Below are 24,552 nucleotides of genomic sequence, written 5' to 3'. Positions count from 1 at the left end.
ATGCAGGTGGACTTCTACCATCTGACCGCGGCGCCGCTCGACCGCGTGCTGCCGGCGATTGCCGAAAAGGTGCTGGCCGGCGGCGGGCGATTGCTGGTGGTGTCCGGCGATGCCGAACAACGCGGGGCGCTCGACCGGGTGCTGTGGCTCCATCCGGCCGAAAGCTTCCTGCCGCATGCCCAGGCCGGCGACGGCGACGACCATGCGCAGCCGGTGCTGATCGCGGGTGACGTATCGCCGGCCAATGCCGCCCGGCACGTGGCATTGGCGGACGGCATCTGGCGTGACGAGGCGCTGGCGTTCGACCGGGTGTTCCACTTTTTCGACGAGGATCGCATCCGCGACGCGCGGGGCGCATGGAAGGCGCTGGCCGAACGCGAGGGGGTGCAGCGCCGCTATTGGAAGCAGAACGAGGCGGGGCGCTGGGAACAGGCGGCCTGAGCCACCCTCAAGCGCGGTTGCCAAGCCGGCGCGGGACGATTAGGGCGGCGCCACTTTTTCCCCGACCATCACAGGAGCAGCGTGACCGCCATGGCCGCGAACCGTACTTTCTCGATCATCAAGCCCGACGCCACCCGCCGCAACCTGACCGGTGCGGTCACCAAGATGCTGGAGGAAGCCGGCCTGCGCGTCGTCGCCTCCAAGCGCATCCAGATGACCAAGGAGCAGGCCGAGGGCTTCTACGCGGTCCACAAGGAGCGTCCGTTCTTTGCCGATCTGGTCAGCTTCATGATTTCCGGCCCGGTCGTCGTGCAGGTGCTGGAAGGCGAGAACGCCGTGCAGCGCAACCGCGACATCATGGGCGCGACCAACCCCGAGAATGCCGAGCCGGGCACGATCCGCAAGGAACTGGCCGAGTCGATCGAGGCGAACTCGGTGCACGGCTCGGACTCGGACGAGAATGCGGCGATCGAGATCGCCTATTTCTTCAAGCCGGAAGAGCTGGTCGGCTGATGCACTGGCGGCTGCGACGGGCGGCGGCGGCGGATGCCGATGCGCTCGCGATGGTCGCAGCCGCCAGCTTTCTTGAGACCTTTGCGGGCGTGCTCGCCGGACCGGACATCGTCCAGCATTGTGCGGTGAACAGCGCGCCCGCCAAGTTCGCCGCCTGGGCGAACGACCCCGCCAGCGCCGTGACGCTGGCCGAGCATCCCGAGGGTGCCGCGCCCATGGGCTATTCGGTGCTCACCGTGCCCGATCTGCCGATCCCGTCGGAGCCGGGGGATATCGAGCTTCGCCGCATCTATGCCCTGTCGGTTACCCGTGGCACCGGGCTGGGGGCAGCGCTGATGACGCGCGCCATCGCCGATGCGCGAGCGTTGGGCATGTCTCGGATGCTGCTGGGGGTGCTGGGCCGTAACCGGCGCGCGCGGGACTTTTACGAGCGGCAGGGCTTCGCGCTGGTGGGCGAGCGGCGCTTTCTCGTCGGCGAAACCTGGTATGACGATGTCGTCTACGGGCGGGCGATCTAAGCGCTTTTTCCCTGTAGGGACGTGGCCTTACGGTGCCGGCTTTTCCCGCGCCCAGATTGCGTCGAGTGCCTTCTGGTCGCCGCCCTTGCGATGCAGGCGCAGGTCCTCCAGCTTCAGCGTGCGGCCGCGCAGCATGCGACCTTCGGTGCGCCAGATGATGTCGTAGATGCCGGTCAGGCGGTGCGGTTCGTCGCCGGCGAAATATTCGACGGTCAGGAGGATGGGCAGGCGCCCGGTCTTGCGATCGTCGCCGCCATCCGTCGCCTTGAGCAGGGGATCGGCAAACCAGTCGGCCTGGATTTCATGGCCTGTCATCTCGACCCGCGGCTGGATGCCGAGCGCTGTCGGGAACCGCACAGCTATGTCGCCAAGGCTATGCGTGTCATCCTTCAGCAGCATGAGCATATTGCCTTCTTCCGAGGCGACCGCCCGAACGACGAAATGTGCCTTGCCCGCCTTCTCGTCGGCCGCCGCCGCTGCGCGGGCGGCCCGATCAGCGCGCTTGTCGGACCAGTTGGTGTAGAGCGTCAGCCCGGCGATCAACAGGCCGATGACGGCGACCGCCTCCGCCAGCGTGATCCAGCGGCGGCGGGTGCGGGCCTGATCGGGTGTTTCGCCGCTCACCGGCCGCCGGCCTCCAGCAGGCGGGCAGGGGCGGTGAGTTCCCAGCCACGCGCCACCCGGTCCTCGATCAACGTCGCATCGCCATTTTCTAGGCGATGCCAGCCATCGTCGGCCCGCACCTCCACCGTCTCGCCATCGCACCGGACGAAGGGCGTGCCATCGACCAGGAAGGCGACCTGGCGGTCATCCGCACCTTCCTCGACCTCTGGCAGCAGCAGCGCGACGGAACGGACCTTGGCGAGAATGTCGGTCATGAGCGGACGAACTCCGATAATATCCGGGGGTACAGGCGATGTTCCTCGATCAGCACGCGCGCGGCAAGGCTGTCGGCATCGTCGCCGGGATGGATCGGTACCTCGGCCTGCCCCAGCACCGCTCCCGCGTCCAGCTCCTCGGTCACCACATGCACCGAACAGCCCGCCGCTGCATCCCCCGCCGCGATCGCCCGCGCATGCGTATCCAACCCCTTGTATTTGGGGAGAAGCGAAGGATGAATGTTGACGATCCGGCCGCGCCAGTCGCTGACGAAGCGATCGGACAGCAGGCGCATATAGCCGGCGAGCGCGACGACCTCGACCTCCGCATGGCGGAGCATCGCGGTCATCTCCGCTTCGAAGGCAGGTTTGCCGATGCCTTTCGGGGAAAGTGAAAACGTCGCGATCCCCTGTTCGGCCGCCCAGGCGAGACCGGGCGCGTCGGGCTTGTCGGAGGCGACCAGCGCGACCTCATAGGGGCAGTCGGCCCCTTGCGCCGCGCGGACCAGCGCCTGCATGTTCGAGCCGCGGCCCGACAGCAGGATGCCGACCTTAACCCGCATGCGTGCCCGTCCAGTCCGCCTTCGCGCTCCACGTGCCTGCCGATCCGCGCACCGTGCAGCCGCGGGCACCGTGTTCGATATGGCCGATCCGCTCGACCGTCTCGCCGGCATCGGCCAGTGCCTCGGCCACCGCCTCGGCCTCCTCGGCGGCCACCACCACGGCCATGCCGATGCCGCAGTTGAAGGTCCGCGCCATCTCCTCCGGCTCGATCCCGCCCTGCGCCTGCAGGAACGCCATCAGGCGCGGCTGCGCCCAGGCGTCTGCATTGATCACGGCATGCGCCTCGGCGGGCAGAACACGCGGAATATTCTCCAGCAAGCCGCCGCCGGTGATATGCGCGAGACCCTTGATCCGGCGCTCGCGCAGCAGCGGGAGCAACGACTTCACGTAGATGCGCGTGGGCGCCATCAGCGTGTCAATCAGGAGGCGGTTCTGGTCGAAGATGGCGGGGCGGTCGAGCTTCCAGGCTTTGTCCGCGGCGAGTCGGCGTACGAGCGAGTAGCCGTTCGAGTGGACGCCGGAAGAGGCGAGCCCCAGGATCACGTCACCGCGCGTGATATCACGCCCGGTCAGCACGTTGTCCCGTTCCACCGCGCCAACGCAGAAGCCGGCGAGATCATAATCGCCGCCCGCGTACATGCCGGGCATTTCCGCGGTTTCGCCGCCGATCAGCGCACAGCCGGCCTGCTTGCACCCTTCCGTGATCGAGGCGACGACACGCTCGGCAACTGCATTGTCGAGCTTGCCGGTGGCGTAATAGTCGAGGAAGAACAGCGGCTCGGCACCCTGCACGATCAGGTCGTTGGCGCACATCGCGACCAGATCGATGCCCACGCCCTCGTGCCGGTCGTGCTCGATCGCCAGCTTCAGCTTGGTGCCGACGCCGTCATTGGCCGCGACCAACAGCGGATCGGTGAAGCCCGCGGCCTTCAGATCGAAAAAGCCGCCGAATCCGCCGAGATCGGCATCGGCGCCGGGGCGGCGCGTCGCCTTGGCAAGCGGGCCGATGGCGCGAACGAGCGCGTTGCCGGCGGCGATGGAAACGCCGGCATCGGCGTAGGTGTAGCTGGGCGTGCTGTCGGTCATCCGCGCCCGTTAGCCACATCGCGCTTGGATTTCCACGTCTGGTTCGCCAAAAGGCCGCGATGCGCCTGCGTGCCCCCGTTCTTCTCGCCTGCTGCGTGGCCGTCATGGGTCCGGCGGCCGTCCTCGCCCAGATGGAGGGGCAGGACCGCGGCGTCGCGCCCGTTGCCAACACCGGTGACTACGAGGTGAGCGGCGTCAGCGTCGACGTGGCGGGCAAGACCGCAGAGGCCGCGCGGCTGGGTGGCTGGCGCGTGGCGCAGCGCAAGGCGTGGGTCGTGTTGTCGCGCCGGCTGGGCGGCGGCGGTGCGATGGTGTCGGACGGAACGCTCGATTCGATCGTGTCCGGGATCGTCGTGGAGAACGAGCAGATCGGCCCGACGCGCTATGTGGCCAAGCTGGGCGTGACCTTCGACCGGACGCGGGCCGCCTCGATCCTGGGCATCTCCGCCTATGCCGACCGGTCGCTGCCCATGCTGGTGGTGCCGATGCAGATCTCGGGCGGCGTGTCGCAGGTGTTCGAGGGGCGTTCGCCCTGGCAACAGGCCTGGGCGCGGTTCCGCACGGGCAACAGCACGATCGATTATGTGCGGCCGGCGGGCACCGGCCCCGACGCACTGCTGCTCAATGCCGGGCAGATCGGCCGGCCGGGTCGAGGCTGGTGGCGGACGATCATCGACCAATATGGCGCGTCGGACATCCTGATCCCGACGGTTCGCCTCTATCGGCAATGGCCGGGCGGGCCGGTGATCGGCGTTTTCCAGGCACGCCACGGTCCCGACAACCAGCTGTTCGGTACCTTTACCTTGCGCGTCGGCTCGTCCGCCGGGCTGGCGCAGTTGCTGGACACCGGCGTGCAGCGGCTGGATGCGATGTATCAACGCGCGCTGTCGAGCGGGGCGCTGCACCCCGACGCCAGCCTGAGCCCGCCGCCGGCGCCCGAGCCGGTGATCGACGACGATGCGCTGGGCGACGAGCCGATCGAGGGGCTGGACGCCGCAATCGCCGCGACCACGGGGGCGGGCATCGCGGTGACCGTGCAGTTCGACACGCCGAGCGCCAGTGCGGTCGCCAATACCGAAAGTCTGGTGCGCTCGATCCCCGGCGTGCGGCAGGCGGCGACCTCCAGCCTGGCGCTGGGCGGCGTTTCGTTGATGCGCGTGACCTATGACGGCGACCCCGCCGCGTTGCGGACGGCGCTGGAAAGCCGCGGCTATCAGGTGATCGGCAGCGGCACGACGCTGCGCATCCGCCGGGCCGCACAGATACCGACGCCGGCGGTGCCGGCCGATAACGGAATTACCGGATGAGTCAGATGGCCCTTCCGCTGGCATGGCCGGCGGACCCGCGTTCGGACGCGTTTCTTATCACCCCCTCCAACGCGCATGCCGCGCAGATGCTGGACCGTTGGGAAGGCTGGCCGACGCGCACCGCCGTGCTGACCGGGCCGCGCAAATCGGGCCGGTCGCTGCTGGCGCGCATCTTCGCGGCGCGCAGTGGCGGGACGATCATCGACGATGCCGAGCGTTTGCCCGAAGCTCAGATCTTTCACGCCTGGAACCGGGCGCAGGCGGAAGGACGGCCGCTGGTGATCGTCGCGGATGCCGCGCCACCGGTCTGGGCGGTCAAGCTGCCCGATCTCCGCTCGCGCCTCGCCAACTCGACACTGGCGGAAATCGACGCCCCCGACGACGAACTGATTCCGCTGCTGCTGGACCAGTTGTTCACGCGCCGTGGCCTGTTCGCTGGCCCCGACCTGATCGAATGGCTGGCGACGCGGATCGAGCGCAGTCATCTGGCTGTCATACGCACCGTCGATATGCTCGACCAGCAGGCCATGGAACGTCAGAAGCGTTTGTCCATTCCCCTTGCACGAGCCACCCTGACGGAGGCCGGCCTGATCGCCGACCCCTGACCCGACAAGCGAGACCCGATGACCCGCCCCGCGCATATAGCCAAGATGGCCGAACCGGACGACGATCCCTTCGTACCGGAGCCGAGCGGGCGGTACTTCAACCGGGAGCTGTCCTGGCTCGCCTTCAATCGCCGCGTGCTGGAGGAGGCCTGCAACAGCGCGCATCCGCTGCTCGAACGGTTGCGCTTCCTGTCGATCTCCGGGTCCAATCTCGACGAATTCTTCATGGTCCGCGTCGCAGGGCTAAAGGGCCAGCAGTCGCAGGATGTCGGCCAGCGTTCCGTCGACGGATTGACGCCGGGCCAGCAGTTGAGCGGCATCGTCGCGGAGGCGGATGCCCTGCTCGCCAGTCAGCAGGCGGTGTGGGGCGACCTGCGCCATCTGCTGGATGATGCAGGCATCTTCGTGCTGCGCCGCGATGCGATCGATGGCGAGGCGCATGGCTGGCTGGAGACGCATTTCCGCGAGCAGATCTTTCCCATATTGACGCCACAGGCGCTGGACCCGGCGCATCCTTTCCCCTTCATCCCCAACAAGGGGCTGTCGATCATCTTCGACCTGACGCGTTTGTCGGACGAGGAACCGATCATGGAGCTGGTGATGCTGCCAGCCACCATGCCGCGCTTCGTGCGGTTGCCGGGCGAACCGTCGCGCTACATCTCGATCGAGGCGATCGTGCGGCGTTTCTCGGCGCAGCTTTTTCCCGGCTATGTCGTGAACGGGTCGGCCACCTTCCGGGTGCTGCGCGACAGCGATATCGAGATCGAGGAAGAGGCGGAGGATCTGGTCCGCTACTTCGCCAACGCCATCAAGCGTCGCCGCCGTGGCCGCGTGATCCGGCTGGAGATGGAGACGGGCATTCCCGACAGCCTGTCCGCGGTGTTGCGCGACGAACTGGGCGGGTCGGACGCGATCATCACCGAGAGCGGCAATCTGCTTGGTATCGGCGACCTCGATATGCTGGTCGACGAGGATCGGCCCGATCTGAAATTCCCCTCCTTCTCGCCACGTTTTCCTGAGCGTATCCGGGAATTTGCCGGCGATTGTTTCGCCGCGATCCGCGCCAAGGACATCGTCGTCCATCACCCCTACGAGACGTTCGAGGTGGTGATCGCCTTTCTGAAACAGGCCGCGGCCGACCCCGATGTCGTCGCGATCAAGCAGACACTGTACCGGGCGGGTAAACAGTCTGCGATCATCAATGCGCTGATCGCCGCGGCCGAGGCGGGCAAGTCGGTGACCGCGATCGTCGAGTTGAAGGCGCGGTTCGACGAGGAGCAGAACCTGTATTGGGCGGCTGCGCTGGAGCGCGCCGGCGTGCAGGTCGTCTATGGCTTCATCGACTGGAAGACGCATGCCAAGGTGTCGATGGTGGTGCGGCGCGAAGGCAATGCGTTTCGTACCTACTGCCATTTCGGCACCGGCAATTATCATCCGGTGACCGCACGCATCTACACCGATCTGAGCTTCTTCACCGCCGATCCGGCGCTCGGGCGCGATGCGGCACGGATGTTCAACTACATCACCGGCTATGTCGAGCCGACGCATATGGAGCGCGTCAGCCTGTCGCCGCGCGATCTGCGCGCCAACCTGATGGCGATGATCGATGACGAGATCGCCAATGCACGCGCCGGTAAGCCGGCGGGCGTGTGGGCCAAGATGAACTCGCTGGTCGACCCGGCGATCATCGAGAAGCTGTACGAGGCGAGTGCGGCGGGCGTGGAGATCGACCTGATCGTGCGCGGCATCTGTTGCCTGAAGCCGGGTGTAGAGGGGCTGTCCGACCATATCCGTGTGAAGTCGGTCATCGGGCGCTTCCTGGAGCACAGCCGGATCTGGGCGTTCGGCAACGGCAAGGCGCTGCCCAATGACGGGGCGAAGCTGTTCATCTCGTCGGCGGACTGGATGCCGCGCAACTTCGACCGGCGCGTCGAATATATGCTGCCGATCCTGAACCCCACGGTACACGACCAGATATTGGATCAGGTGATGGTCGCGAACCTGCTGGATAATGAGCAGAGTTGGGAATTGGAGCCGGATGGCCGCTACGTCCGTGACGAACCGGGGGACAGACCGTTCAACCTGCATCGCTATTTCATGACGAACCCCTCGCTTTCCGGGCGCGGCGCGGCACTGGAGTCGCGTGATGCCGTTCCAACGCTTTCGCTCCGCCGGCAGCGCTGAGCCGATGACCAAAGCCGCAAGTTACGCGGCGCCCGCACCGGCGCCGCGAACCGCCATTATCGACATCGGATCGAACTCGGTCCGCCTGGTCGTCTATCAGGGGCATGCGCGGTTACCCGCGATCCTGTTCAACGAGAAAGTCATGGCGGGGTTGGGCCGGGGACTGGCCGCGACCGGCGCGATCGAGCCGGGGTCGCTCGCCAAGGCGCAGACGGCCCTGCGCCGCTTTGCCGCGCTGGCCCGCGAGATGAAGGTCGACACCGTCCGCACGGTCGCCACCGCGGCGGTGCGGGACGCGGCCAACGGCCAGCAACTGATCGACTGTGCGCACGAACTCGGCCTGAAGGTCGAACTGTTGTCGGGCGAGCAGGAGGCCAAGGGCGCGGGCGAGGGCGTGCTGTCCGCCATTCCGGAGGCGGACGGGATCGTCGGCGATCTGGGTGGGGGCAGCCTGGAACTGGTGCGGGTGCGTGGCGGGCAGGTGGGCGGCCGGGTGTCGTTTCCGCTCGGCGTGCTGCGCATTCCGGCGCTGCGCGAAAAGGGGAGCAAGGCGTTCGAGCGGCATATCGCGCGGCTGGTGGACGAGGCCGGATGGGAGGGCGCGGGCAGGGGCCTGCCCTTCTATCTGGTCGGCGGATCGTGGCGCGCACTGGCCCGGCTGGACATGGGGCTGGCGGAATATCCATTGCCGATCATCCATCATTACGCGCTGACGCCGACCGACGTGGCGCGGCTGGGGCGGACGATCCCGCATCTGAGCAAGCCGCGGCTGCGCGGCGTGCCGGGGCTGTCGTCCGGGCGTGCGGCGACGCTGGCGGATGCGACGGCGCTGCTGGGCGTGTTGTTGCGGCATCTGGGGAGCAGTACGACGATCGTGTCGGCCTATGGTCTGCGCGAGGGGTTGTTGTTCGGTGCGTTGGACGCGGAGACACGGGCGCTCGACCCGCTGATCGTGGGCGCGCGGGAGGAAGGGCGCTTGCTCGGCCGTTTTCCCGAGCATGGCGACCTGTTGCAGGGCTGGATCGCGCCGCTGTTCCCCGCCGACGCGACCGCCGACGCCCGGTTGCGCCATGCGGCATGCCTGCTGGCCGATGTCGGCTGGCGTGCCAACCCCGAGTTCCGGGCCGAGCGCGGGGTGGAGATCGCGCTGCATGGCAATTGGGTGGGGATCGACGCGGTCGGCCGCGCGATGCTGGCGCAGGCGCTGCACACGAGCCTGGGCGGTGGGCTGGACGTGCCGCATCCGCTGGCGCAGTTGGCGAGTCCGGCGCAGTTGAAGGCGGCGACGCTCTGGGGGCTGGCGATCCGGCTGGGGCAGCGGCTGAGCGGCGGGCTGGCGGGGCCGCTAGAGCGGTCGTCGGTGACGCTGTCCGAAGAGGCGGTGACGCTGGCGCTGCCGGCGCAGGACACCGGCTTCTACGGCGAGGCCGTCGAACGACGCCACGGCGCGCTGGCCAGCGGCCTGGGGCGCCGGGCGGTGCTCGCCCAGCCTTGAGCGGCGTCGCTCAGCCGCAGCGCAGGCGGGTGACGATGCCGCTCGCGTCGGTTTCGACGTTCAGCCGATCGGTGCGATAGTCCATCGTCACCATCGTATCGGGCCCGATGACCCGCAGCGCGCGTGCCCCGGTCCGCTTCAGGACTGCGGCTTCGCCGGCCGGGGCCCAGGGCTTGCCGACAAGGTCCTGCGCACGATCGGCGCGGCATGCGCCACCCTCGGGCGTCGTCGCGCATCCGGCGAGCAGCAGCAGGGCGACCAGCGACCGGGCGATCATTCGGCTTCTCCCTCGGTGCGGACCATCTTCAGCTTGCCGTTCTTCACCACAAAGCCCAGCCGCCCCTCGACCAGATCGAGCGCATCCCGGCCGAACTGGTCGAAGCGCCAGCCGGTGAGCATCGGCAGGTCCTCGCGCACGCCGGCGGCGAGCAGTTCCAGCTCCTCCGACCGGGCGAGCAGGCGCGAGGCGACGTCGATGTCACGCGCGCGGATCTTGAGCAGCAGCTTGAGCAGGTCGGCGACCAGCGAGCCCTCCTTGCCGAGACCGGGCTTGCGATCGTCGCGCGGGGGCATCTCGTCGGCGGGAAGCGGCTCGGCCCCCTCGATCGCGGCCATCAGGCGGCCGCCGATATCGTTGCCGGCCCAGGTGGCGGACAGGCCGCGGACGCGGGCCAGATCGGCCTGCTTGCGCGGCGGATGCCCGGCAAGGTCGCCCAGCGTCTCGTCCTTGACGATACGGCCGCGCGGCAGATCCTTAGCCTGTGCCTCCAGCTCGCGCCAGCGGGCGAGCGCCTTCAGCCGGCCGAGCACGTCCGGCTTGCGGCCGGAAATGCGCACGCGCTTCCACGCCAGATCGGGATCGTTGGCATAATGGGCGGGGTCGGCGAGCCGCTCCATCTCCTGGTCCAGCCAGGCGCCGCGCCCGGTTTTTTTCAGGCGCTCCAGCATCTTGGGGAAGATGCTCGACAGATGGGTGACGTCGCCGATCGCATAATCGACCTGGCGCTGGTCGAGCGGGCGGCGCGACCAGTCGGTGAACCGGGCGCCCTTGTCGACCTGAATGCCCAGCCAGCTGTCGACCAGGTTGGAATAGCCGATCTGCTCGCCCTGACCCAGCGCCATCGCCGCCACCTGCGTGTCGAACAGCGGGTGCGGCGTCTTGCCGGTCAGGTTGTAGATGATCTCGATGTCCTGGCCCCCGGCATGGAAGACCTTCAGCACATCCTCGTTATTGACCAGCAGGTCGAGCAGCGGGGTCATGTCGAGCCCCGGCGCCATCGGATCAATCGCGGCGGCCTCGTTGGTGTCGGCGATCTGGATCAGGCAGAGTTCGGGCCAATAGGTGCTTTCGCGCATGAACTCGGTGTCGACGGTGACGAAGTCGGCATCGGCGAGGCGGGTGCAGAGATTGGCGAGCGTCGCGCTGTCGGTAATCAACGGGTGTACGTGCATCCGATTGCCCATAGACGGCTCGCGCGGGTTGACAAAGAGGGGCCGGACAGGAAAGCGGCCGGCTTTCCACTTTGCTTGTCAGAGATCGCGATCATGCACGCCTATAGAACCCATAATTGTGCCGCGCTGGCCGCTCCCCAGGTCGGCGAAACCGTGCGCCTGTCCGGATGGGTGCACCGCAAGCGCGATCATGGCGGCGTGCTGTTCATCGACCTGCGCGATCATTACGGCATCACGCAGATCGTGGCGGACAGCGACTCGGCGGCGCTGCCGGTGCTGGAGGCGGTGCGCGTCGAATCGGTGGTGACGATCGACGGCGTGGTGAAGGCGCGATCGGGCGGCACGGTGAACGCGAACCTGGCGACCGGCGAGATCGAGGTGTTCGCGCGCGGCGCGACCGTACTGTCGGCGGCCGAGGAATTGCCGATGCCGGTGGCGGGCGAGCAGGAATATCCCGAGGACATCCGCCTGCGCTACCGCTTCCTGGATCTGCGCCGCGACACGCTGCACGCCAACATCGTGCGCCGTACCAAGGTGATTTCCGAGATGCGCCGCCGCATGGAAGCGGTGGGCTTTACCGAATATTCGACGCCGATCCTGACCGCATCGTCGCCGGAGGGCGCGCGCGACTTCCTGGTGCCGAGCCGCATCCATCCGGGCAAGTTCTACGCGCTGCCGCAGGCGCCGCAGCAGTACAAGCAGTTGCTGATGGTCGCGGGCTTCGACCGCTATTTCCAGATCGCACCCTGTTTCCGCGACGAGGACCCGCGCGCCGACCGCCTGCCGGGTGAATTCTACCAGCTCGACCTGGAGATGAGCTTCGTCACGCAGGAAGAGGTGTGGGAGACGATGGAGCCGGTGATCGGCGGCATCTTCGAGTCCTTTGCCGATGGCCGCACCGTGACGCCGAGCGGCGAGTTTCCGCGGATCGCCTATGACGAGGCGATGCTGAAGTACGGCAGCGACAAGCCCGATTTGCGCAACCCGCTGATCATCACCGATGTGTCCGAGCATTTCACCACCTCGGGCTTCGGCCTGTTCGAGAAGATCGTGGGTTCGGGCGGCGTGGTGCGCGCCATCCCGGCACCGGCGACCGCGGACAAGAGCCGCAAGTTCTTCGACGAGATGAACGAATGGGCGCGCGCCGAGGGGCATGCCGGCCTTGGCTACGTCACCCGCAAGGGCGGCGAGTTCGGCGGGCCGATCGCCAAGAACCACGGCACCGAAGGCATGGAGGCGATCTACGTTGCGCTGGGGCTCGGACCCGATGACGGGCTGTTTTTCGCGGCGGGCAAGGTCGAGCAGGCGGCCAAGCTGGCCGGCGCGGCACGCACCCGCGTCGCCGATCAGCTGGGACTGATCGAGAAGGACGCGTTCCGCCTGTGCTGGATCGTCGATTTCCCCTTCTATGAGTGGGACGAGGACGCCAAGAAGGTCGAGTTCGCGCACAACCCCTTCTCGATGCCGCAGGGCGGGATGGACGCGCTGGGGGGGCAGGACCCGCTGACCATCAAGGCCTATCAATATGATCTGGTCTGCAACGGCTACGAGATCGCATCGGGATCGATCCGCAATCAGAGCCCCGAGCTGATGGTCAAGGCGTTCGAACTGGTCGGCCTGTCCAAGGCGGACGTGGAGGAGCGCTTCGGCGGCCTGTACCGCGCGTTCCAGTATGGCGCCCCGCCGCACGGCGGCATGGCGGCCGGCGTCGACCGGATCGTCATGCTGGTATGCGGCGCGCAGAATTTGCGCGAAATCTCGCTGTTCCCGATGAACCAGCGTGCCGAGGACCTGTTGATGGGTGCGCCCAGCCTGCCGTCGAACGCACAGATGCGCGAGCTGAGCCTGCGCACGACGGCGACCGGGCCCGAGGTCGACAAGACGGTGGCGCCCAAGGCGGGCTGACCCGTCAGGCGCGGCGATGCTGGACGATCAGTTGCAGCCGGCGGCGGCGCCCCGGCTGGTCCGCAGCCTGGGCGTCATGGGCGTGCTGTTCCTGACGCTGTCCGTGGCGACGCCGGCATCGTCGGTGTTCGTGATCGTGCCGGGGATGTTGCAGGTCGCCGGCACCGGTGCGGTGTGGGCGATGATCCTGGCCGCGGTCGTGTGCGTCGCCACCGCGTTCATCTATGCCGAATTGTCGTCGGCATGGCCGGTGGCGGGTGGCGAATATGTCGCGGTGGCGCGCACGCTGGGGCCGCTGGCCGGCTTCGTGATGCTGGGCGTCAACGTCTTCAACAACCTGCTGTTTCCACCGGTGGCCGGACTGGGGATCAGTGCGGTGCTGGCCACCGTGATGCCGGGCCTGCCGGCGGTGCCGGTGGCGGCGGCGGTGGTCGCGGCCTCCACGCTGGTGGCGTTGCTCAACATCCGGGTCAATGCGCTGGTGACGGGTGCGTTTCTGGCGATCGAGGTGCTGGCGATCCTGGTCGTGGTGGGACTGGGGTTCGCCGACTGGGTGCAGGATGCCACACGCTTCCTGACCGCGCCGATGATGCCGGCGGCGAACGGGCTGGTGCCGGCCAGTCCGGCGAGTATCGGGCTGGCGGCATCGATCGCGATCTTTGCGCTCAACGGCTACGGCGCGGCGGTGTATTTCGGCGAAGAGATGCTGGATGCGCCCCAGCGTATCGCCAAGGCGATCCTCGCGGCACTGATACTGACGCTGGCGTTCGAGGTGGTGCCGGTGATCGCGCTGCTAGTCTCGGCACAGGATCTGGGCGGCGTGCTGCGCCACGACGATCCGTTCGGGCAGATGGTGACGGCCCGGGGCGGCAGCGCGCTTGGCGCGGCGATGGCGCTGGGGGTGGTGGTGGCGATCGTCAACGCGATCATCGCATGCATCCTGGCCTGTGCGCGCTTCTTCTACGGCACCGCGCGGGATCGCAGCTGGGGCGCGCCGGTCGACCGCTGGATGGCGAGCATCCACCCGCGGCTGGGATCGCCGGTCATCGGTACGCTGGTCGTTGGCGGGGTCGGGGTGCTTTGCTGTTTCCTGCCGCTGACGCTGCTCCTGGTGCTGAGCGGAACCGGGCTGGTGGCGATCTATGCGGGCATCGCGCTGGCCGCGATCGTCGGGCGGCGGACGGGGGCGACGGCCCATGCGCCGTACCGGATGCCGCTCTATCCGCTGGCGCCGATCATCACCCTGGTGGCGCTGGGCTATATCGTCTGGACGAGCTGGCTGGACCTGGAGGAAGGGCGCCCCGGCCTGTTGATGACCGGGGCGCAGATCGTCGGCTCGGCGGCCTATTACTGGTTCGTGCTACGCCGCCGAGGGAGTTGGCCGTTCCAGGGGCCGGTGCAGGACTGAGATATCAGGCCGCCTCGGTCCAGGCGGGCTTGAACGCGCCATCGTCTTCCATGACGTGCAGGATGCCGTCGGCGATCGCGAAATAGGCGCCGCGCAACTTCAGCGTGCCGGCGTCCTCGCCCTTGGTCACGAAGGGGAAGGTGCGCAGATTCTCGATCGAGGTGCGCACCGCTTCCAGTTCCATCGCGCGGGTCGCCTCGGCACCCTCCAGATGCTCGGCCTGCACCTTTTCGCGCGCGCCGTCGAGCAGATGGACCCAGTCGGCGATGAAGCCGCCTTCACCCGGCTTGGCATCGGCAAAGCCCTGGGTCAGCGCCGCCTGGCAGCCGCCGCACTTGCCATGGCCCATCACCACGACTTCCTCGACCTTGAGCTGGGTCACCGCGAATTCGAGCGCGGCCGACACGCCGTGATGCCCGCCACCGGTCTCGAAGGGGGGGACGAGCGCGGCGACGTTGCGCACCACGAAGATTTCGCCGGGCAGCGTGTCGAATACCTGTGCCGGATCGACCCTGCTGTCGGAGCAGGCGATCACCATCACCTTGGGGCTCTGGCCTTCCTTCAGCTCGGACCAGCGCTCGCGCTGACGACGCCAGTCGGCGGTGCGGAAGCGGCGATAGCCATCAACGAGGTCGGAAAAGTCGGTCATGATCACTCCCGGATTTGTAACGCATGATGGCGAACACGTTAGGACCGAAGCGGTTCCGAACCGATCCCGGGACGGGTCGCCATTGTGTCTCGCCGATCACATCGCTATTTCGCAATGCATGAACGAGATGACCCCGTTGGCCGCGCCGCCGCGCGCGCGCAAGCCCGATTGGATCCGTGTGAAGGCCCCGACCTCGGTCGGCTTTGCGGAAACCAAGCAGCTCATGCGCCGCCTGAACCTGGCGACGGTCTGCGAGGAGGCGGCCTGTCCGAACATCGGCGAGTGCTGGACCAAGAAGCACGCGACGGTGATGATCCTGGGCGATACCTGCACCCGCGCCTGCGCCTTTTGCAACGTGAAGACGGGGATGCCGCGCAAGGTCGATCCGCTGGAGCCCGAGCATGTCGCGGTCGCGGCGGCCGAGATGGGCCTGCAGCACATCGTCATCACCAGCGTGGACCGTGACGACCTGCCCGATGGCGGCGCGTCGCAGTTCGTGAAGGTCATCCAGGCGCTGCGTCGCAACACGCCCTCGACCACGATCGAGATCCTGACCCCCGACTTCCGCAACAAGGCGCAGGCCGCGGTCGAGTCGATCGTCGAGGCGCGGCCGGACGTGTACAACCACAATCTGGAAACCGTCCCAAGGCTTTATCCGACGATCCGGCCGGGCGCGCGTTATTACGCGTCGCTGCGTCTGCTGGAGAGTGTGAAGCGGCATGATCCGTCGATCTTCACCAAGTCGGGCGTGATGCTGGGGCTGGGCGAGGAGCGGCTGGAGATCCATCAGGTGATGGACGACATGCGCTCCGCCGACATCGATTTCCTGACCATGGGACAGTATCTGCAACCGACGCCGCGCCACGCCAAGGTCGCCGAGTTCGTGACGCCCAAGGCGTTCGACGCATATGCTGCGATCGCGCGGGCCAAGGGGTTCCTGCTGGTGGCGTCCTCGCCGTTGACCCGGTCGAGCTATCATGCGGGCGACGATTTCGCACGGCTGCGCGATGCGCGGGCGGCCAAGCTGGCCGCGGTCAGGCCCCAGGAGGTGAGGGCGTAACGCGCATGCCCAAGCACAGCGAGACGCGCCACCTTCCCTATACGCCGGAGCAGATGTTCGACATGGTGGCCGATATCGGCCGCTATCCGGAGTTCCTGCCTTGGGTATCGGCGATGCGGGTCCGGTCGGACAGCGACACCGAGACGGTGGCGGACATGATCGTCGGCTTCAAGGGGCTGCGCGAGACGTTCACCAGCCGCGTCGCCAAGCAGCGGCCGCACAGCATCAATGTCGATTATATCGACGGGCCGCTCAAATATCTGCGCAACGAATGGCGCTTCCGGGCCGAGGAGGGCGGCTGTGCGGTCGACTTCTCGGTGGATTTCGCGTTCAAGAACCGCGTGTTCGAGATGCTGGCCGGCCAGGTGTTCGGCACCGCGCTGCGCCGCATGATCGGTGCGTTCGAAGACCGGGCCCGCAAGCTTTACGGCAGCAACAGCTCCAGCGCGCACAACGCTGCCTGAGCGCGGATACCGCCGCGGCCGATATCGCCGAAGCTGCGGCGGACGGAATGAACATCGTCCGGATCGCCGCCACGCTCGGCACGGCCGAACAGGACGGTGCCCACCGGCTTCTTCTCGGTGCCGCCACCGGGCCCGGCGACGCCGGTGATCGACACGGTGACATCGGCGGTGCTGTGCTTCAGCGCGCCCTGCGCCATCGCCCAGGCGGTGGCGACGGATACCGCGCCAAAGGTTTCCAGCACATCCGCGCTCACCTTCAGCAAGGTCATCTTGGCGTCGTTCGAATAGGTGACGAAGCCCAGATCGAACACGTCCGACGCGCCGGGCACCTCGGTCAGCGCGGCGGCCACCAGACCGCCGGTGCAGCTTTCCGCTACCGCGATCCGGCGACCGGCGGTACGGTTTTCCTCGATCACGCGGGTGGCGAGTGCGACGATCTCGGGGGGAAGCAGCGTGTCCATCAGCGATTCCCTTGCGTGCAGAGCGGCAGGTCGGGCACGGCGACCTGCCGGCCCTTGGCCTTTTCGCTTTTCAGATATTGCAGCGTGGCGACGACCACCCCTGCGCTGTTGCGCGCCGGCAGCGGCTCCAGCAGGGTGACCAGCCGGTCGATCGTGCCGCAATCCTTGAGCGCGATGCGCCCGACGATGACCGGCACCAGCAGCGAGGTGAGCAGCGGGCGCGCATAATCGGATTGCAGCAGTGCATCGACCGCAGGGTCGGACAGCTTGACGATCGCGCCGCGCGCCGTCGGCCAGGCCGCATCGGCCGCCGCCTTGTACTTGGCGACGAAGGGGCCGTCGTTGCGGCGGATCAGGCTGGTCGCGGGCAGGCGGGCGCCGCAGACCCGGCCGGTTTCGTGAATGATGTCCGGCATCGCGACCAGGGTCATCGCCTCCGCCTCCGGACCGGTGATGCAGCCGGTCTGCGCCTGCGCCGAGGTGCCGGCCGCCAGCGCGGCGAGCGCGAACAGTGCGGCGATCCTCACGCGGCGGCACCCGGCAAGCGCACGGTCGCCACGGCTTGTGCCGCGATGCCCTCGCCACGGCCGGTGAAGCCCAGCCGCTCGGTCGTCGTCGCCTTCAGGCTGACCCGGTCCGGCGACAGCGCCAGCAGGTCGGCGATCCGCGCGACCATCGCGGCGCGGTGCGGGCCGATCTTGGGCGCCTCGCAGATGATGGTCAGGTCGACGAAATCGATCCGGCCGCCCTTCTCCGCGATCAGCTTTGCGGCATGTTGCAGGAACTGGCCCGACTCGGCGCCGCGCCATTGTGGGTCGCTTGGCGGGAAATGCGTGCCGATATCACCCGCGGCGATCGTGCCGAGCAGCGCGTCGGTCAGCGCATGGAGCGCGACGTCCGCATCGCTATGGCCCGACAGGCCCTGATGATGCGGGATCAGCACGCCGCCGAGCCACAATTCCTCGCCATCCTCCAGCCGGTGGACGTCGAAGCCCATGGCGGTGCGGGTTTCCCAGGCGAGGCGGGCATCGGCCGCATCGAAGTCTTGCGCGTAGGTGACCTTGTCGAGCATCATATCGCCCTGCACCAAGACGACGCGTCCGCCAAGCCGCCTGACCATCTGCGCGTCGTCGGTCGCTTCCTCCTGCGCCGGCCAGGCGGCATGCGCGGCGAGTAGGCGTTCCAGATGAAAGCCTTGCGGCGTCTGGATGCGGGCAAGGTCGGTGCGCGGCACGATATCGCCCAACAGGTCCGGCCCGCGCGCCAGCGTGTCGGCAACCGGCAGGACGGGAACCGCCCCGTCCGCCTGATCCAGCGCCGCCAGGACGCGGTCGATCACCGCGGGCGGCAGGAAAGGGCGTGCGGCATCATGGACCAGCACGCGGCCGACGCCGCGGTCGGCGAGATGGCGCAGCCCGTTGGCGACCGATTCGCGCCGGCTGCTGCCGCCTGCGACCAGTTCGGCACCCGGCAGGATCGCCGCCGCGCGATCGCGTTCGTCGGCAGAGACGACGACCAGCACCATATCGATCCCGGCATGCGCCGCCACCGCGTCATAGGCGCGGCGCAACATCGGCGTGCCGGCGATCGGCCGATATTGCTTGGGCAGGGCGCCGCCGGCGCGCGTGCCGCTGCCGGCGGCTACGATCAGGGCGGCGGTGAGGGAGGAACCTGTCATGTCCGTCCCTCTAGGCGGGAATGAGCGCGGTTTGAACCTTGCCCGCAAGCGTGAATTGGAGTAGGTGCTGCCCGTTTTTCAGGCACATCCCATGCGCACGCTCAACCCCATCCAGGTCGGTCCGGTGACGATCGACAGCCCCGTCGTTCTGGCGCCGATGACCGGCGTCACCGACATGCCGTTCCGCACGCTGGTGCGCCGCTACGGCTCAGGCCTCAACGTGACCGAAATGATCGCCAGCCAGGCGGCGATTCGCGAAACGCGGCAGTCGCTGCAGAAGGCGGCATGGCATCCGCTGGAGGAGCCGGTGTCGATGCAGCTTGTCGGCTGTACGCCCTATGAGATGGGCGAGGCGGCGAAGCTGAACGCGGATCGCGGTGCGGCGATCATCGACATCAACATGGGCTGCCCGGTGCGCAAGGTCGTGAACGGCGATGCGGGTTCGGCGCTGATGCGCGACCTGAAGCTGGCGGCCGCGATCGTCGAGGCGTGCGTCAAGGCGGTGGACGTGCCGGTCACGCTCAAGATGCGGATGGGCTGGTGCCATGACAGCCTGAACGCGCCCGAACTGGCCCGCATCGCCGAAGATATCGGCTGCAAGATGATCACGGTGCATGGCCGCACCCGCAACCAGATGTACAAGGGGTCCGCCGACTGGCGCTTCATCGCCAAGGTGAAGGAGGCGGTGTCGATCCCGGTCGTGGCCAATGGCGACATCTGCTCGATAGAGGATGCGCAGGCGGCACTGGACCAGTCCGGCGCGGACGGGGTGATGATCGGTCGCGGCGCCTATGGCCGGCCCTGGCTGCTTGGGCAGGTGATGGAGTGGTTCCGCAGCGGAACGCGGGTGCCCGATCCTTCGCTGGACGAGCAATATCGCGCGGTTGCCGAACATTACGACGCGATGCTCGACCATTATGGCACCGAGACGGGCGTCAACATGGCACGCAAGCATATCGGCTGGTACACCCGCGGGCTGCACGGATCGGCCGAGTTCCGCAACAAGGTGAACCAAGAGCCGAACGCCGCCACCGTCAAGGCGATGCTGGCGGATTTCTACCTGCCCCAGATCGAGCTTGCCGCCGCTGCCTGACCCTTCGCGACACGGCCGCCCCGGCTTCGCCGCGTTGTTCGCGGCGCTGCCGGTGGCGGTGATCGTGATCGATCCCGACGATCGCATCGCGCATGCCAATGCGCTGGCCGAACAATTGCTCAATCTATCGGAGCGCCTGATGGTCGGGCAACCGCTGGACGCGATCCTGCCGCCGCCGGGCGAGGGCAGCGCGCGCGATGGCCATGGGTTCGCGATCTACGATACCGAGATCGCCACGGCGCGAGGCCACAAGATCCGCGTCGATTTCGTCGAGGCGCAGGTGCCCGACCATGCCGGGTGGCGGGCGATCACCCTGCACAGTTCGGCGACCTCGCGGCGGCTGGGGCATTCGGCGGACCGCGCCGCCGGGGCTCGCGCGGCGGTGGGGGCGGCGGCGATGCTTGCGCATGAGATCAAGAACCCCCTGTCGGGCATACGCGGTGCCGCGCAACTGATCGGTGCGGGCGAACTGACCACGCTGATCACCACCGAGGTCGACCGGATCGCGGCGCTGATCGACCGGATGCAGGATTTCAGCGACACCCGGCCGCTGCCGAGTGCGCCCGAGAATATCTATCCGCTGCTCGCCCATGCGCGCCGGGTCGCGCTGGCCGGCTTTGCCCGCGGCGTGATGGTCGAGGAACGCTACGACCCGTCGCTGCCGCCGGCCAGCGTCAATCGCGATGCGCTGCTCCAGATCGTCATCAATCTGTTGAAGAACGCCCGCGAAGCCGTTCACGGCACGCGCAATCCGCGCATCGTGCTGACCACCGCCTATCGCCATGGCATGGCCGTCAGCGCCGCGCCCGGTCGTCCGCGCCTGCCGCTGCCGATCGAGATCTGCGTGATCGACAACGGTCCCGGTGCGCCCGCCGACATCGCCGATCACCTGTTCGATCCCTTCGTGTCCGGGCGACGCGAGGGGCAGGGGCTCGGCCTTGCGCTCGTCGACAAGCTGATGCGCGACATGGGGGGTATCGTTCAATATGCCCGGGAAGGATCGCCGGAGATGACCGTGCTTCGCCTGTTGCTGCCAAGGGCCGGGGCATGAGCCACGTCCTCGTCGTGGACGACGATGCGGCGATCCGCACCGTGGTGGGGCAGGCGCTCCGCCGCTGCGGCCATGACGTCACCAGCGTCGCCACGCTGGCGCAACTGGATCGTGCGCTGGCCGGTGGCGCTCCCGACATACTGGTCACCGACGTCGTCCTGCCCGATGGCGACGGCATCGACCATATCCGCACCGTGGCCGAACGCTACCCTGCGCTGCCGATCATCGTGCTGTCTGCCCAGAATACGCTGACCACCGCGGTACGCGCCGCCGAGGTGGGTGCGTACGAATATCTGCCCAAGCCGTTCGATCTGGACGCGCTGACGCAGGCGGTGGCCGGCGCACTGGCGCGGGGCGGCGTCTTTGCCGATGACGGGCCGGGCGAGGAGGAGCAGGCGCTGCCCCTGATCGGGCGGTCGGCGGCGATGCAGACGGTGTACCGGGTGATCGCCCGCGTCGTCTCCAACGACCTGACCGTGCTGATTTCGGGCGAGTCCGGGACTGGCAAGGAACTGGTCGCGCGCGCGATCCACGATCTGGGTCCACGTCGCGCCGCGCCCTTTGTCGCGATCAACATGGCGGCGATCCCGCGCGAACTGATCGAGGCGGAGCTGTTCGGGCATGAACGCGGCGCCTTTACCGGGGCGGCCCAGCGCAATGCCGGTCGGTTCGAACAGGCGGCGGGCGGCACGCTGTTCCTGGACGAGATCGGCGACATGCCGATGGAGGCGCAGACCCGGCTGCTGCGCGTGCTGCAGTCCGGCGAGTTCACCACGGTTGGCGGCGCGCGGACGATCCGCACCGATGTCCGCATCCTTGCCGCGACCAATCGCGAGCTGGCGCAACAGGTACAGTCCGGGCAGTTTCGCGAAGACCTGTTCTACCGCCTAAACGTCGTGCCCATCGCCCTGCCATCCTTGCGCGAACGGCGGCAGGACGTGCCCCTGCTTGCGCGTCACTTCCTCGATCTGGCCGCCGCGCAGGGCCTGCCGCGCCGGCGGATCGATGCCAGCGCGGTCGACCTGCTGGTCGCGCATGATTGGCCCGGCAATGTGCGCGAACTGGAGAACCTCATGCGTCGCCTGGCGGTGCTTGCCCGCGACGAGGTGATCGACGCCGACGCCATCCGGGCGATGATCGGCCGTCCGCAGGCCAGCGCGGCCAGTGCCGTCGCCGATCCCGATCTCGCCGTCGCCATCCGCCAACTGATCGATCGCATCGCGCGCGAGCGGCCCGAGGCATTGGACGACGGCACGCTGTACGACCGCGTGATCGGCGAGGTGGAGCGCCCCCTGATCGAGGCGATGCTGGCCCGGCATGGCCATAACCAGTTGCGCGCGGCACGGGCGATGGGGATCAACCGGAACACGCTGCGCAAGCGGCTCGATACGCTCGGCATCCCGGTGCGCGGAACGGATGGTACGGCGAGCGGCACTTAAACCTGCATTATGTGTCTTGCGTGCCACGGATGACGTTGTACGCTTGCAACGATGATCGCGCCTGCGACGCCTGTCGATGACGAAATGCTACCGCGCTCCCGCTTCTCGGTCACGCCCGTGGTCGAATTGCTGGTGGTTCTGGTCGCGATCGTGTTCGGCATCGTCACCTACCGAATCCTGGCGCAGCACCACGACTCGCGCGGGCTGATCTCGCCGCCGGTGATCGCCGGCCTGCTGGCGCTCAACCTCGCACCGGGTATCGCCCTGATGATGCTGATCGGCCGGCGGGTGGCGATGCGCCGCGCGGCCCGGTCGGCGGTGGGTGGCGGCGGGCGCCTGCACGTACGCCTCGTCGCGATCTTCTCGCTGACCGCCAGCGTGCCGATCGTGCTGACGGTCATCACGGCGTCGGTGATGTTCCAGTCCTCCGCCGAATTCTGGGTGTCCGACCGGGCGCGCAAGGCGTTCGGCGACGCGATGACGATCGTGCGCGAGTCGCAGCAGCAGATCATCACCCGGTGGATCAACGCGTCGTCAGCGATGGCCAAGGATATCGGTGCCGAGCTGCCGACGATCGAGCAGGATCGCGAGCGGTTCCACGATTATCTGAGCCGCCAGACCGTGTTTCGCGACCTGGAGGAAGCGGTGCTCTTCTCCTACGATCGCAAGAGCGGCTTTCGCTATTACGACTATTTCAACCAGCCTTCGGACGAGACGTTCCGCACGCTGGTGACCGAGGAGATGATCGCGCAGGCCCGGCGCAAGAACAGCCAGGAAGTCGGCATCAACGAGCAGCGGGTGTGGGTGGTGACCCCGGTCGTCGATCGCCCCGACATATTCCTGTATGTCGGGACGCATGTGAACGCCGCGTTCCTGAGCAACCAGCATTTCGCCGCCGAAGACGTGGTGAAGGATTATCAGGCGCTCCAGGGGCGGGCACGGTCCCTGCAACTGAAGTTCAATCTGGCGTTGTTCGCGGTCGCCTTGCTGATCGTCGGCATCGCCGTCTGGATCGCTCTGGCGGTGGCCGATCGACTGGTCCGTCCCGTCGGCGAACTGGTCGATGCGGCGCGCCGGGTCGCAGGGGGCGACATGAGCGCCCGCGTGCCCGATCCGCGCACCCGCGACGAAGTCGGCACATTGGCCAACGCCTTCAACCAGATGACGAGCCAGCTGGAGCAGCAGAATACCGAACTCGTCACCGCCAATGCGCAACTCGACAACCGCCGTGCGCTGATCGAGGCGGTGATGGCGGGCGTTTCCGCCGGCATCGTCGCGACTGGCCGGGACCGGACGATCCGGATCGCGAACAGCTCGGCCGATGCGTTGCTGGGCGTCGATGGTGGCGGGCTGATCGGGCGGCCGGTGGCGACGATTGCGCCCGAACTGGATGCCGCGATGGACGAGGGCCGCCGCGAGTCGATCGTACAGATTTCACGTAAAGGCGAGATGCGCACGCTGGCGGTGCGCATCACGCGCACCGATGACGGCCCGATCCTGACCTTTGACGACATCACCCAGCAACTGCTAGATCAGCGCCGTGCGGCATGGTCCGACGTCGCGCGGCGGATCGCGCACGAGATCAAGAACCCGCTGACCCCGATCCAGCTTGCCGCCGAGCGTCTGCAACGGCGCTATGGCAAGACGGTCGAGCCGGACGACCAGACCTTTGGCCGTCTGACCGAGACGATCATCCGGCAGGTCGGCGACCTGCGGCGGATGGTGGATGAATTCTCGTCCTTCGCGCGCATGCCCAAGCCCGTCTTCCGCGAGGAGCCGCTGCTCGATACCGCGCGCCAGGCATTGTTCCTGCACGAGGTCGCCCACCCCGCGATCCGCTTCCAGTTGATCCACGAAGATCCCGCCCCGATGCTGGTCTGCGATCGTCGCCAGATCGGCCAGGCGTTGACGAACATCGTCAAGAACGCGGTGGAAGCCATTGAGGCGAAGCCGGAGTCTACCGGCGACAGCGTGACCATGACGCTTGCCGAAGATCCCGGCCGGACGGTCACGATCATCGTCGCCGACACCGGTATCGGCCTGCCCGCCGAGCGCGACCGAATCGTCGAACCCTATATGACCACCCGGGCGCGCGGCACCGGGCTCGGCCTCGCCATCGTCAACAAGATCATTGAGGAACATGCTGGAACAATGACCTTTTCGGACAATCCGGACGGCGGCACGATCGTCACCATGACCTTCGACGCGGGCGCCCTTGCCGCGCTCGACCAGGGGGGTACCGAACTCGAACCGGCGGGCGAAGGTCCGCTGACCGCTCTCACCCGCAGCCGGACCTGAACC

General features: G+C 67.6%; 25 protein-coding genes. 15 read left to right on the top strand and 10 right to left on the bottom strand.

What is annotated here, in order from left to right; all coding sequences use genetic code 11:
* The 3 genes from NPJ82_RS10100 to NPJ82_RS10090 all read left to right on the top strand — a co-directional run bounded on the left by NPJ82_RS10100 (position 1) and on the right by NPJ82_RS10090 (position 1,472).
* Positions 1–441 carry a DNA polymerase III subunit chi gene (locus NPJ82_RS10100; RefSeq protein WP_342657267.1) on the top strand — a complete coding sequence of 147 codons (441 nt, stop codon included), beginning with the start codon at positions 1–3 and terminating at the stop codon, positions 439–441.
* Between the two features lie 90 nt (positions 442–531).
* On the top strand, positions 532–954 hold the full coding sequence (gene ndk, locus NPJ82_RS10095) for a nucleoside-diphosphate kinase (protein WP_112383601.1): 423 nt from the start codon (positions 532–534) through the stop codon (positions 952–954).
* Complete coding sequence (locus NPJ82_RS10090; protein ID WP_342657266.1) at positions 954–1,472, top strand: GNAT family N-acetyltransferase; 519 nt, start codon at positions 954–956, stop codon at positions 1,470–1,472. The genes ndk and NPJ82_RS10090 overlap by 1 nt, the downstream gene beginning before the upstream one ends.
* A gap of 27 nt (positions 1,473–1,499) precedes the next feature.
* Here NPJ82_RS10090 and NPJ82_RS10085 read toward each other — a convergent pair whose 3' ends face one another.
* Genes NPJ82_RS10085 through purM form a run of 4 tightly spaced genes read right to left on the bottom strand, consistent with a single transcriptional unit; the run spans position 1,500 to position 4,000 of the window.
* Positions 1,500–2,096: a hypothetical protein gene (locus NPJ82_RS10085; RefSeq protein WP_342657265.1), complete on the bottom strand. Its 597-nt coding sequence runs from the start codon at positions 2,094–2,096 to the stop codon at positions 1,500–1,502.
* On the bottom strand, positions 2,093–2,350 hold the full coding sequence (locus NPJ82_RS10080) for a hypothetical protein (RefSeq protein ID WP_342657264.1): 258 nt from the start codon (positions 2,348–2,350) through the stop codon (positions 2,093–2,095). Before NPJ82_RS10080 ends, NPJ82_RS10085 begins: the two co-directional genes overlap by 4 nt.
* Positions 2,347–2,913, bottom strand: coding sequence for a phosphoribosylglycinamide formyltransferase (gene purN, locus NPJ82_RS10075; protein ID WP_342657263.1), 567 nt, complete (start codon positions 2,911–2,913; stop codon positions 2,347–2,349). The genes NPJ82_RS10080 and purN overlap by 4 nt, the downstream gene beginning before the upstream one ends.
* Positions 2,903–4,000: a phosphoribosylformylglycinamidine cyclo-ligase gene (gene purM / locus NPJ82_RS10070; RefSeq protein WP_342657262.1), complete on the bottom strand. Its 1,098-nt coding sequence runs from the start codon at positions 3,998–4,000 to the stop codon at positions 2,903–2,905. The genes purN and purM overlap by 11 nt, the downstream gene beginning before the upstream one ends.
* A 59-nt stretch (positions 4,001–4,059) precedes the next feature.
* On the opposite strand from purM, the gene NPJ82_RS10065 reads away from it, so the two are divergent.
* The 4 genes from NPJ82_RS10065 to NPJ82_RS10050 are packed head-to-tail and all read left to right on the top strand — an operon-like array spanning position 4,060 to position 9,591.
* Positions 4,060–5,307: a heavy-metal-associated domain-containing protein gene (locus NPJ82_RS10065; protein WP_342657261.1), complete on the top strand. Its 1,248-nt coding sequence runs from the start codon at positions 4,060–4,062 to the stop codon at positions 5,305–5,307.
* The gene (locus NPJ82_RS10060) at positions 5,304–5,912 is read left to right on the top strand and encodes a chromosomal replication initiator DnaA (RefSeq protein WP_112383607.1); all 609 of its coding nucleotides are present in this window, start codon (positions 5,304–5,306) and stop codon (positions 5,910–5,912) included. Before NPJ82_RS10065 ends, NPJ82_RS10060 begins: the two co-directional genes overlap by 4 nt.
* Before the next feature lie 18 nt (positions 5,913–5,930).
* A complete protein-coding gene (locus NPJ82_RS10055; RefSeq protein ID WP_342657260.1) occupies positions 5,931–8,096 on the top strand; it encodes an RNA degradosome polyphosphate kinase in 2,166 nt (721 codons plus the stop codon).
* Positions 8,097–8,100: 4 nt separating this feature from the next.
* Positions 8,101–9,591, top strand: coding sequence for a Ppx/GppA family phosphatase (locus NPJ82_RS10050; RefSeq protein ID WP_342657259.1), 1,491 nt, complete (start codon positions 8,101–8,103; stop codon positions 9,589–9,591).
* Between the two features lie 10 nt (positions 9,592–9,601).
* On the opposite strand, the gene NPJ82_RS10045 is transcribed toward NPJ82_RS10050, so the two are convergent.
* Together NPJ82_RS10045 and rnd are read right to left on the bottom strand one after the other, a co-directional pair.
* Complete coding sequence (locus NPJ82_RS10045; RefSeq protein ID WP_342657258.1) at positions 9,602–9,868, bottom strand: I78 family peptidase inhibitor; 267 nt, start codon at positions 9,866–9,868, stop codon at positions 9,602–9,604.
* Positions 9,865–11,043 carry a ribonuclease D gene (gene rnd, locus NPJ82_RS10040; RefSeq protein WP_149683426.1) on the bottom strand — a complete coding sequence of 393 codons (1,179 nt, stop codon included), beginning with the start codon at positions 11,041–11,043 and terminating at the stop codon, positions 9,865–9,867. Before rnd ends, NPJ82_RS10045 begins: the two co-directional genes overlap by 4 nt.
* A 93-nt stretch (positions 11,044–11,136) precedes the next feature.
* Here rnd and aspS point away from each other — a divergent pair, with 93 nt between their 5' ends.
* Positions 11,137–12,948: an aspartate--tRNA ligase gene (aspS, locus tag NPJ82_RS10035; RefSeq protein ID WP_342657257.1), complete on the top strand. Its 1,812-nt coding sequence runs from the start codon at positions 11,137–11,139 to the stop codon at positions 12,946–12,948.
* A 16-nt stretch (positions 12,949–12,964) separates the two neighbouring features.
* Positions 12,965–14,356 carry an APC family permease gene (locus NPJ82_RS10030; RefSeq protein ID WP_342657256.1) on the top strand — a complete coding sequence of 464 codons (1,392 nt, stop codon included), beginning with the start codon at positions 12,965–12,967 and terminating at the stop codon, positions 14,354–14,356.
* 4 nt (positions 14,357–14,360) lie between these two features.
* Here NPJ82_RS10030 and NPJ82_RS10025 read toward each other — a convergent pair whose 3' ends face one another.
* Positions 14,361–15,005, bottom strand: coding sequence for a carbonic anhydrase (locus tag NPJ82_RS10025; RefSeq protein ID WP_149683424.1), 645 nt, complete (start codon positions 15,003–15,005; stop codon positions 14,361–14,363).
* 118 nt (positions 15,006–15,123) lie between these two features.
* On the opposite strand from NPJ82_RS10025, the gene lipA reads away from it, so the two are divergent.
* The gene (gene lipA, locus NPJ82_RS10020; RefSeq protein WP_342657255.1) at positions 15,124–16,065 is read left to right on the top strand and encodes a lipoyl synthase; all 942 of its coding nucleotides are present in this window, start codon (positions 15,124–15,126) and stop codon (positions 16,063–16,065) included.
* Between the two features lie 5 nt (positions 16,066–16,070).
* Positions 16,071–16,529: a type II toxin-antitoxin system RatA family toxin gene (locus NPJ82_RS10015; RefSeq protein WP_112383612.1), complete on the top strand. Its 459-nt coding sequence runs from the start codon at positions 16,071–16,073 to the stop codon at positions 16,527–16,529.
* On the opposite strand, the gene NPJ82_RS10010 is transcribed toward NPJ82_RS10015, so the two are convergent.
* The 3 genes from NPJ82_RS10010 to NPJ82_RS10000 are packed head-to-tail and all read right to left on the bottom strand — an operon-like array spanning position 16,490 to position 18,668.
* A complete protein-coding gene (locus tag NPJ82_RS10010; protein WP_112383613.1) occupies positions 16,490–16,990 on the bottom strand; it encodes a CinA family protein in 501 nt (166 codons plus the stop codon). The two genes, NPJ82_RS10015 and NPJ82_RS10010, sit on opposite strands and share 40 nt — an antisense overlap.
* Positions 16,990–17,517 carry a hypothetical protein gene (locus tag NPJ82_RS10005; RefSeq protein WP_342657254.1) on the bottom strand — a complete coding sequence of 176 codons (528 nt, stop codon included), beginning with the start codon at positions 17,515–17,517 and terminating at the stop codon, positions 16,990–16,992. Before NPJ82_RS10005 ends, NPJ82_RS10010 begins: the two co-directional genes overlap by 1 nt.
* Positions 17,514–18,668: a bifunctional 2-C-methyl-D-erythritol 4-phosphate cytidylyltransferase/2-C-methyl-D-erythritol 2,4-cyclodiphosphate synthase gene (locus tag NPJ82_RS10000; RefSeq protein WP_342657253.1), complete on the bottom strand. Its 1,155-nt coding sequence runs from the start codon at positions 18,666–18,668 to the stop codon at positions 17,514–17,516. The genes NPJ82_RS10005 and NPJ82_RS10000 overlap by 4 nt, the downstream gene beginning before the upstream one ends.
* Positions 18,669–18,759: 91 nt before the next feature.
* Here NPJ82_RS10000 and dusB point away from each other — a divergent pair, with 91 nt between their 5' ends.
* From dusB to NPJ82_RS09980, 4 genes are all read left to right on the top strand, one after another.
* Complete coding sequence (dusB, locus tag NPJ82_RS09995; RefSeq protein ID WP_149683422.1) at positions 18,760–19,761, top strand: tRNA dihydrouridine synthase DusB; 1,002 nt, start codon at positions 18,760–18,762, stop codon at positions 19,759–19,761.
* Complete coding sequence (locus NPJ82_RS09990; RefSeq protein ID WP_112383616.1) at positions 19,745–20,812, top strand: ATP-binding protein; 1,068 nt, start codon at positions 19,745–19,747, stop codon at positions 20,810–20,812. The genes dusB and NPJ82_RS09990 overlap by 17 nt, the downstream gene beginning before the upstream one ends.
* Positions 20,809–22,251, top strand: coding sequence for a nitrogen regulation protein NR(I) (ntrC, locus tag NPJ82_RS09985; RefSeq protein WP_149683420.1), 1,443 nt, complete (start codon positions 20,809–20,811; stop codon positions 22,249–22,251). Before NPJ82_RS09990 ends, ntrC begins: the two co-directional genes overlap by 4 nt.
* A gap of 84 nt (positions 22,252–22,335) precedes the next feature.
* Entirely contained in the window at positions 22,336–24,549 is a 2,214-nt protein-coding gene (locus NPJ82_RS09980; RefSeq protein ID WP_112383649.1) for an ATP-binding protein, read from the top strand.
* Positions 24,550–24,552: the final 3 nt, after the last annotated feature.

The sequence above is a fragment of the Sphingomonas sp. NY01 genome (genome assembly GCF_038809135.1).
Classification (GTDB): domain Bacteria; phylum Pseudomonadota; class Alphaproteobacteria; order Sphingomonadales; family Sphingomonadaceae; genus Sphingomonas; species Sphingomonas carotinifaciens.
The sequence above is the reverse complement of the archived record's forward strand: the minus strand, read 5'-3'. Positions and strand labels throughout refer to the sequence as shown.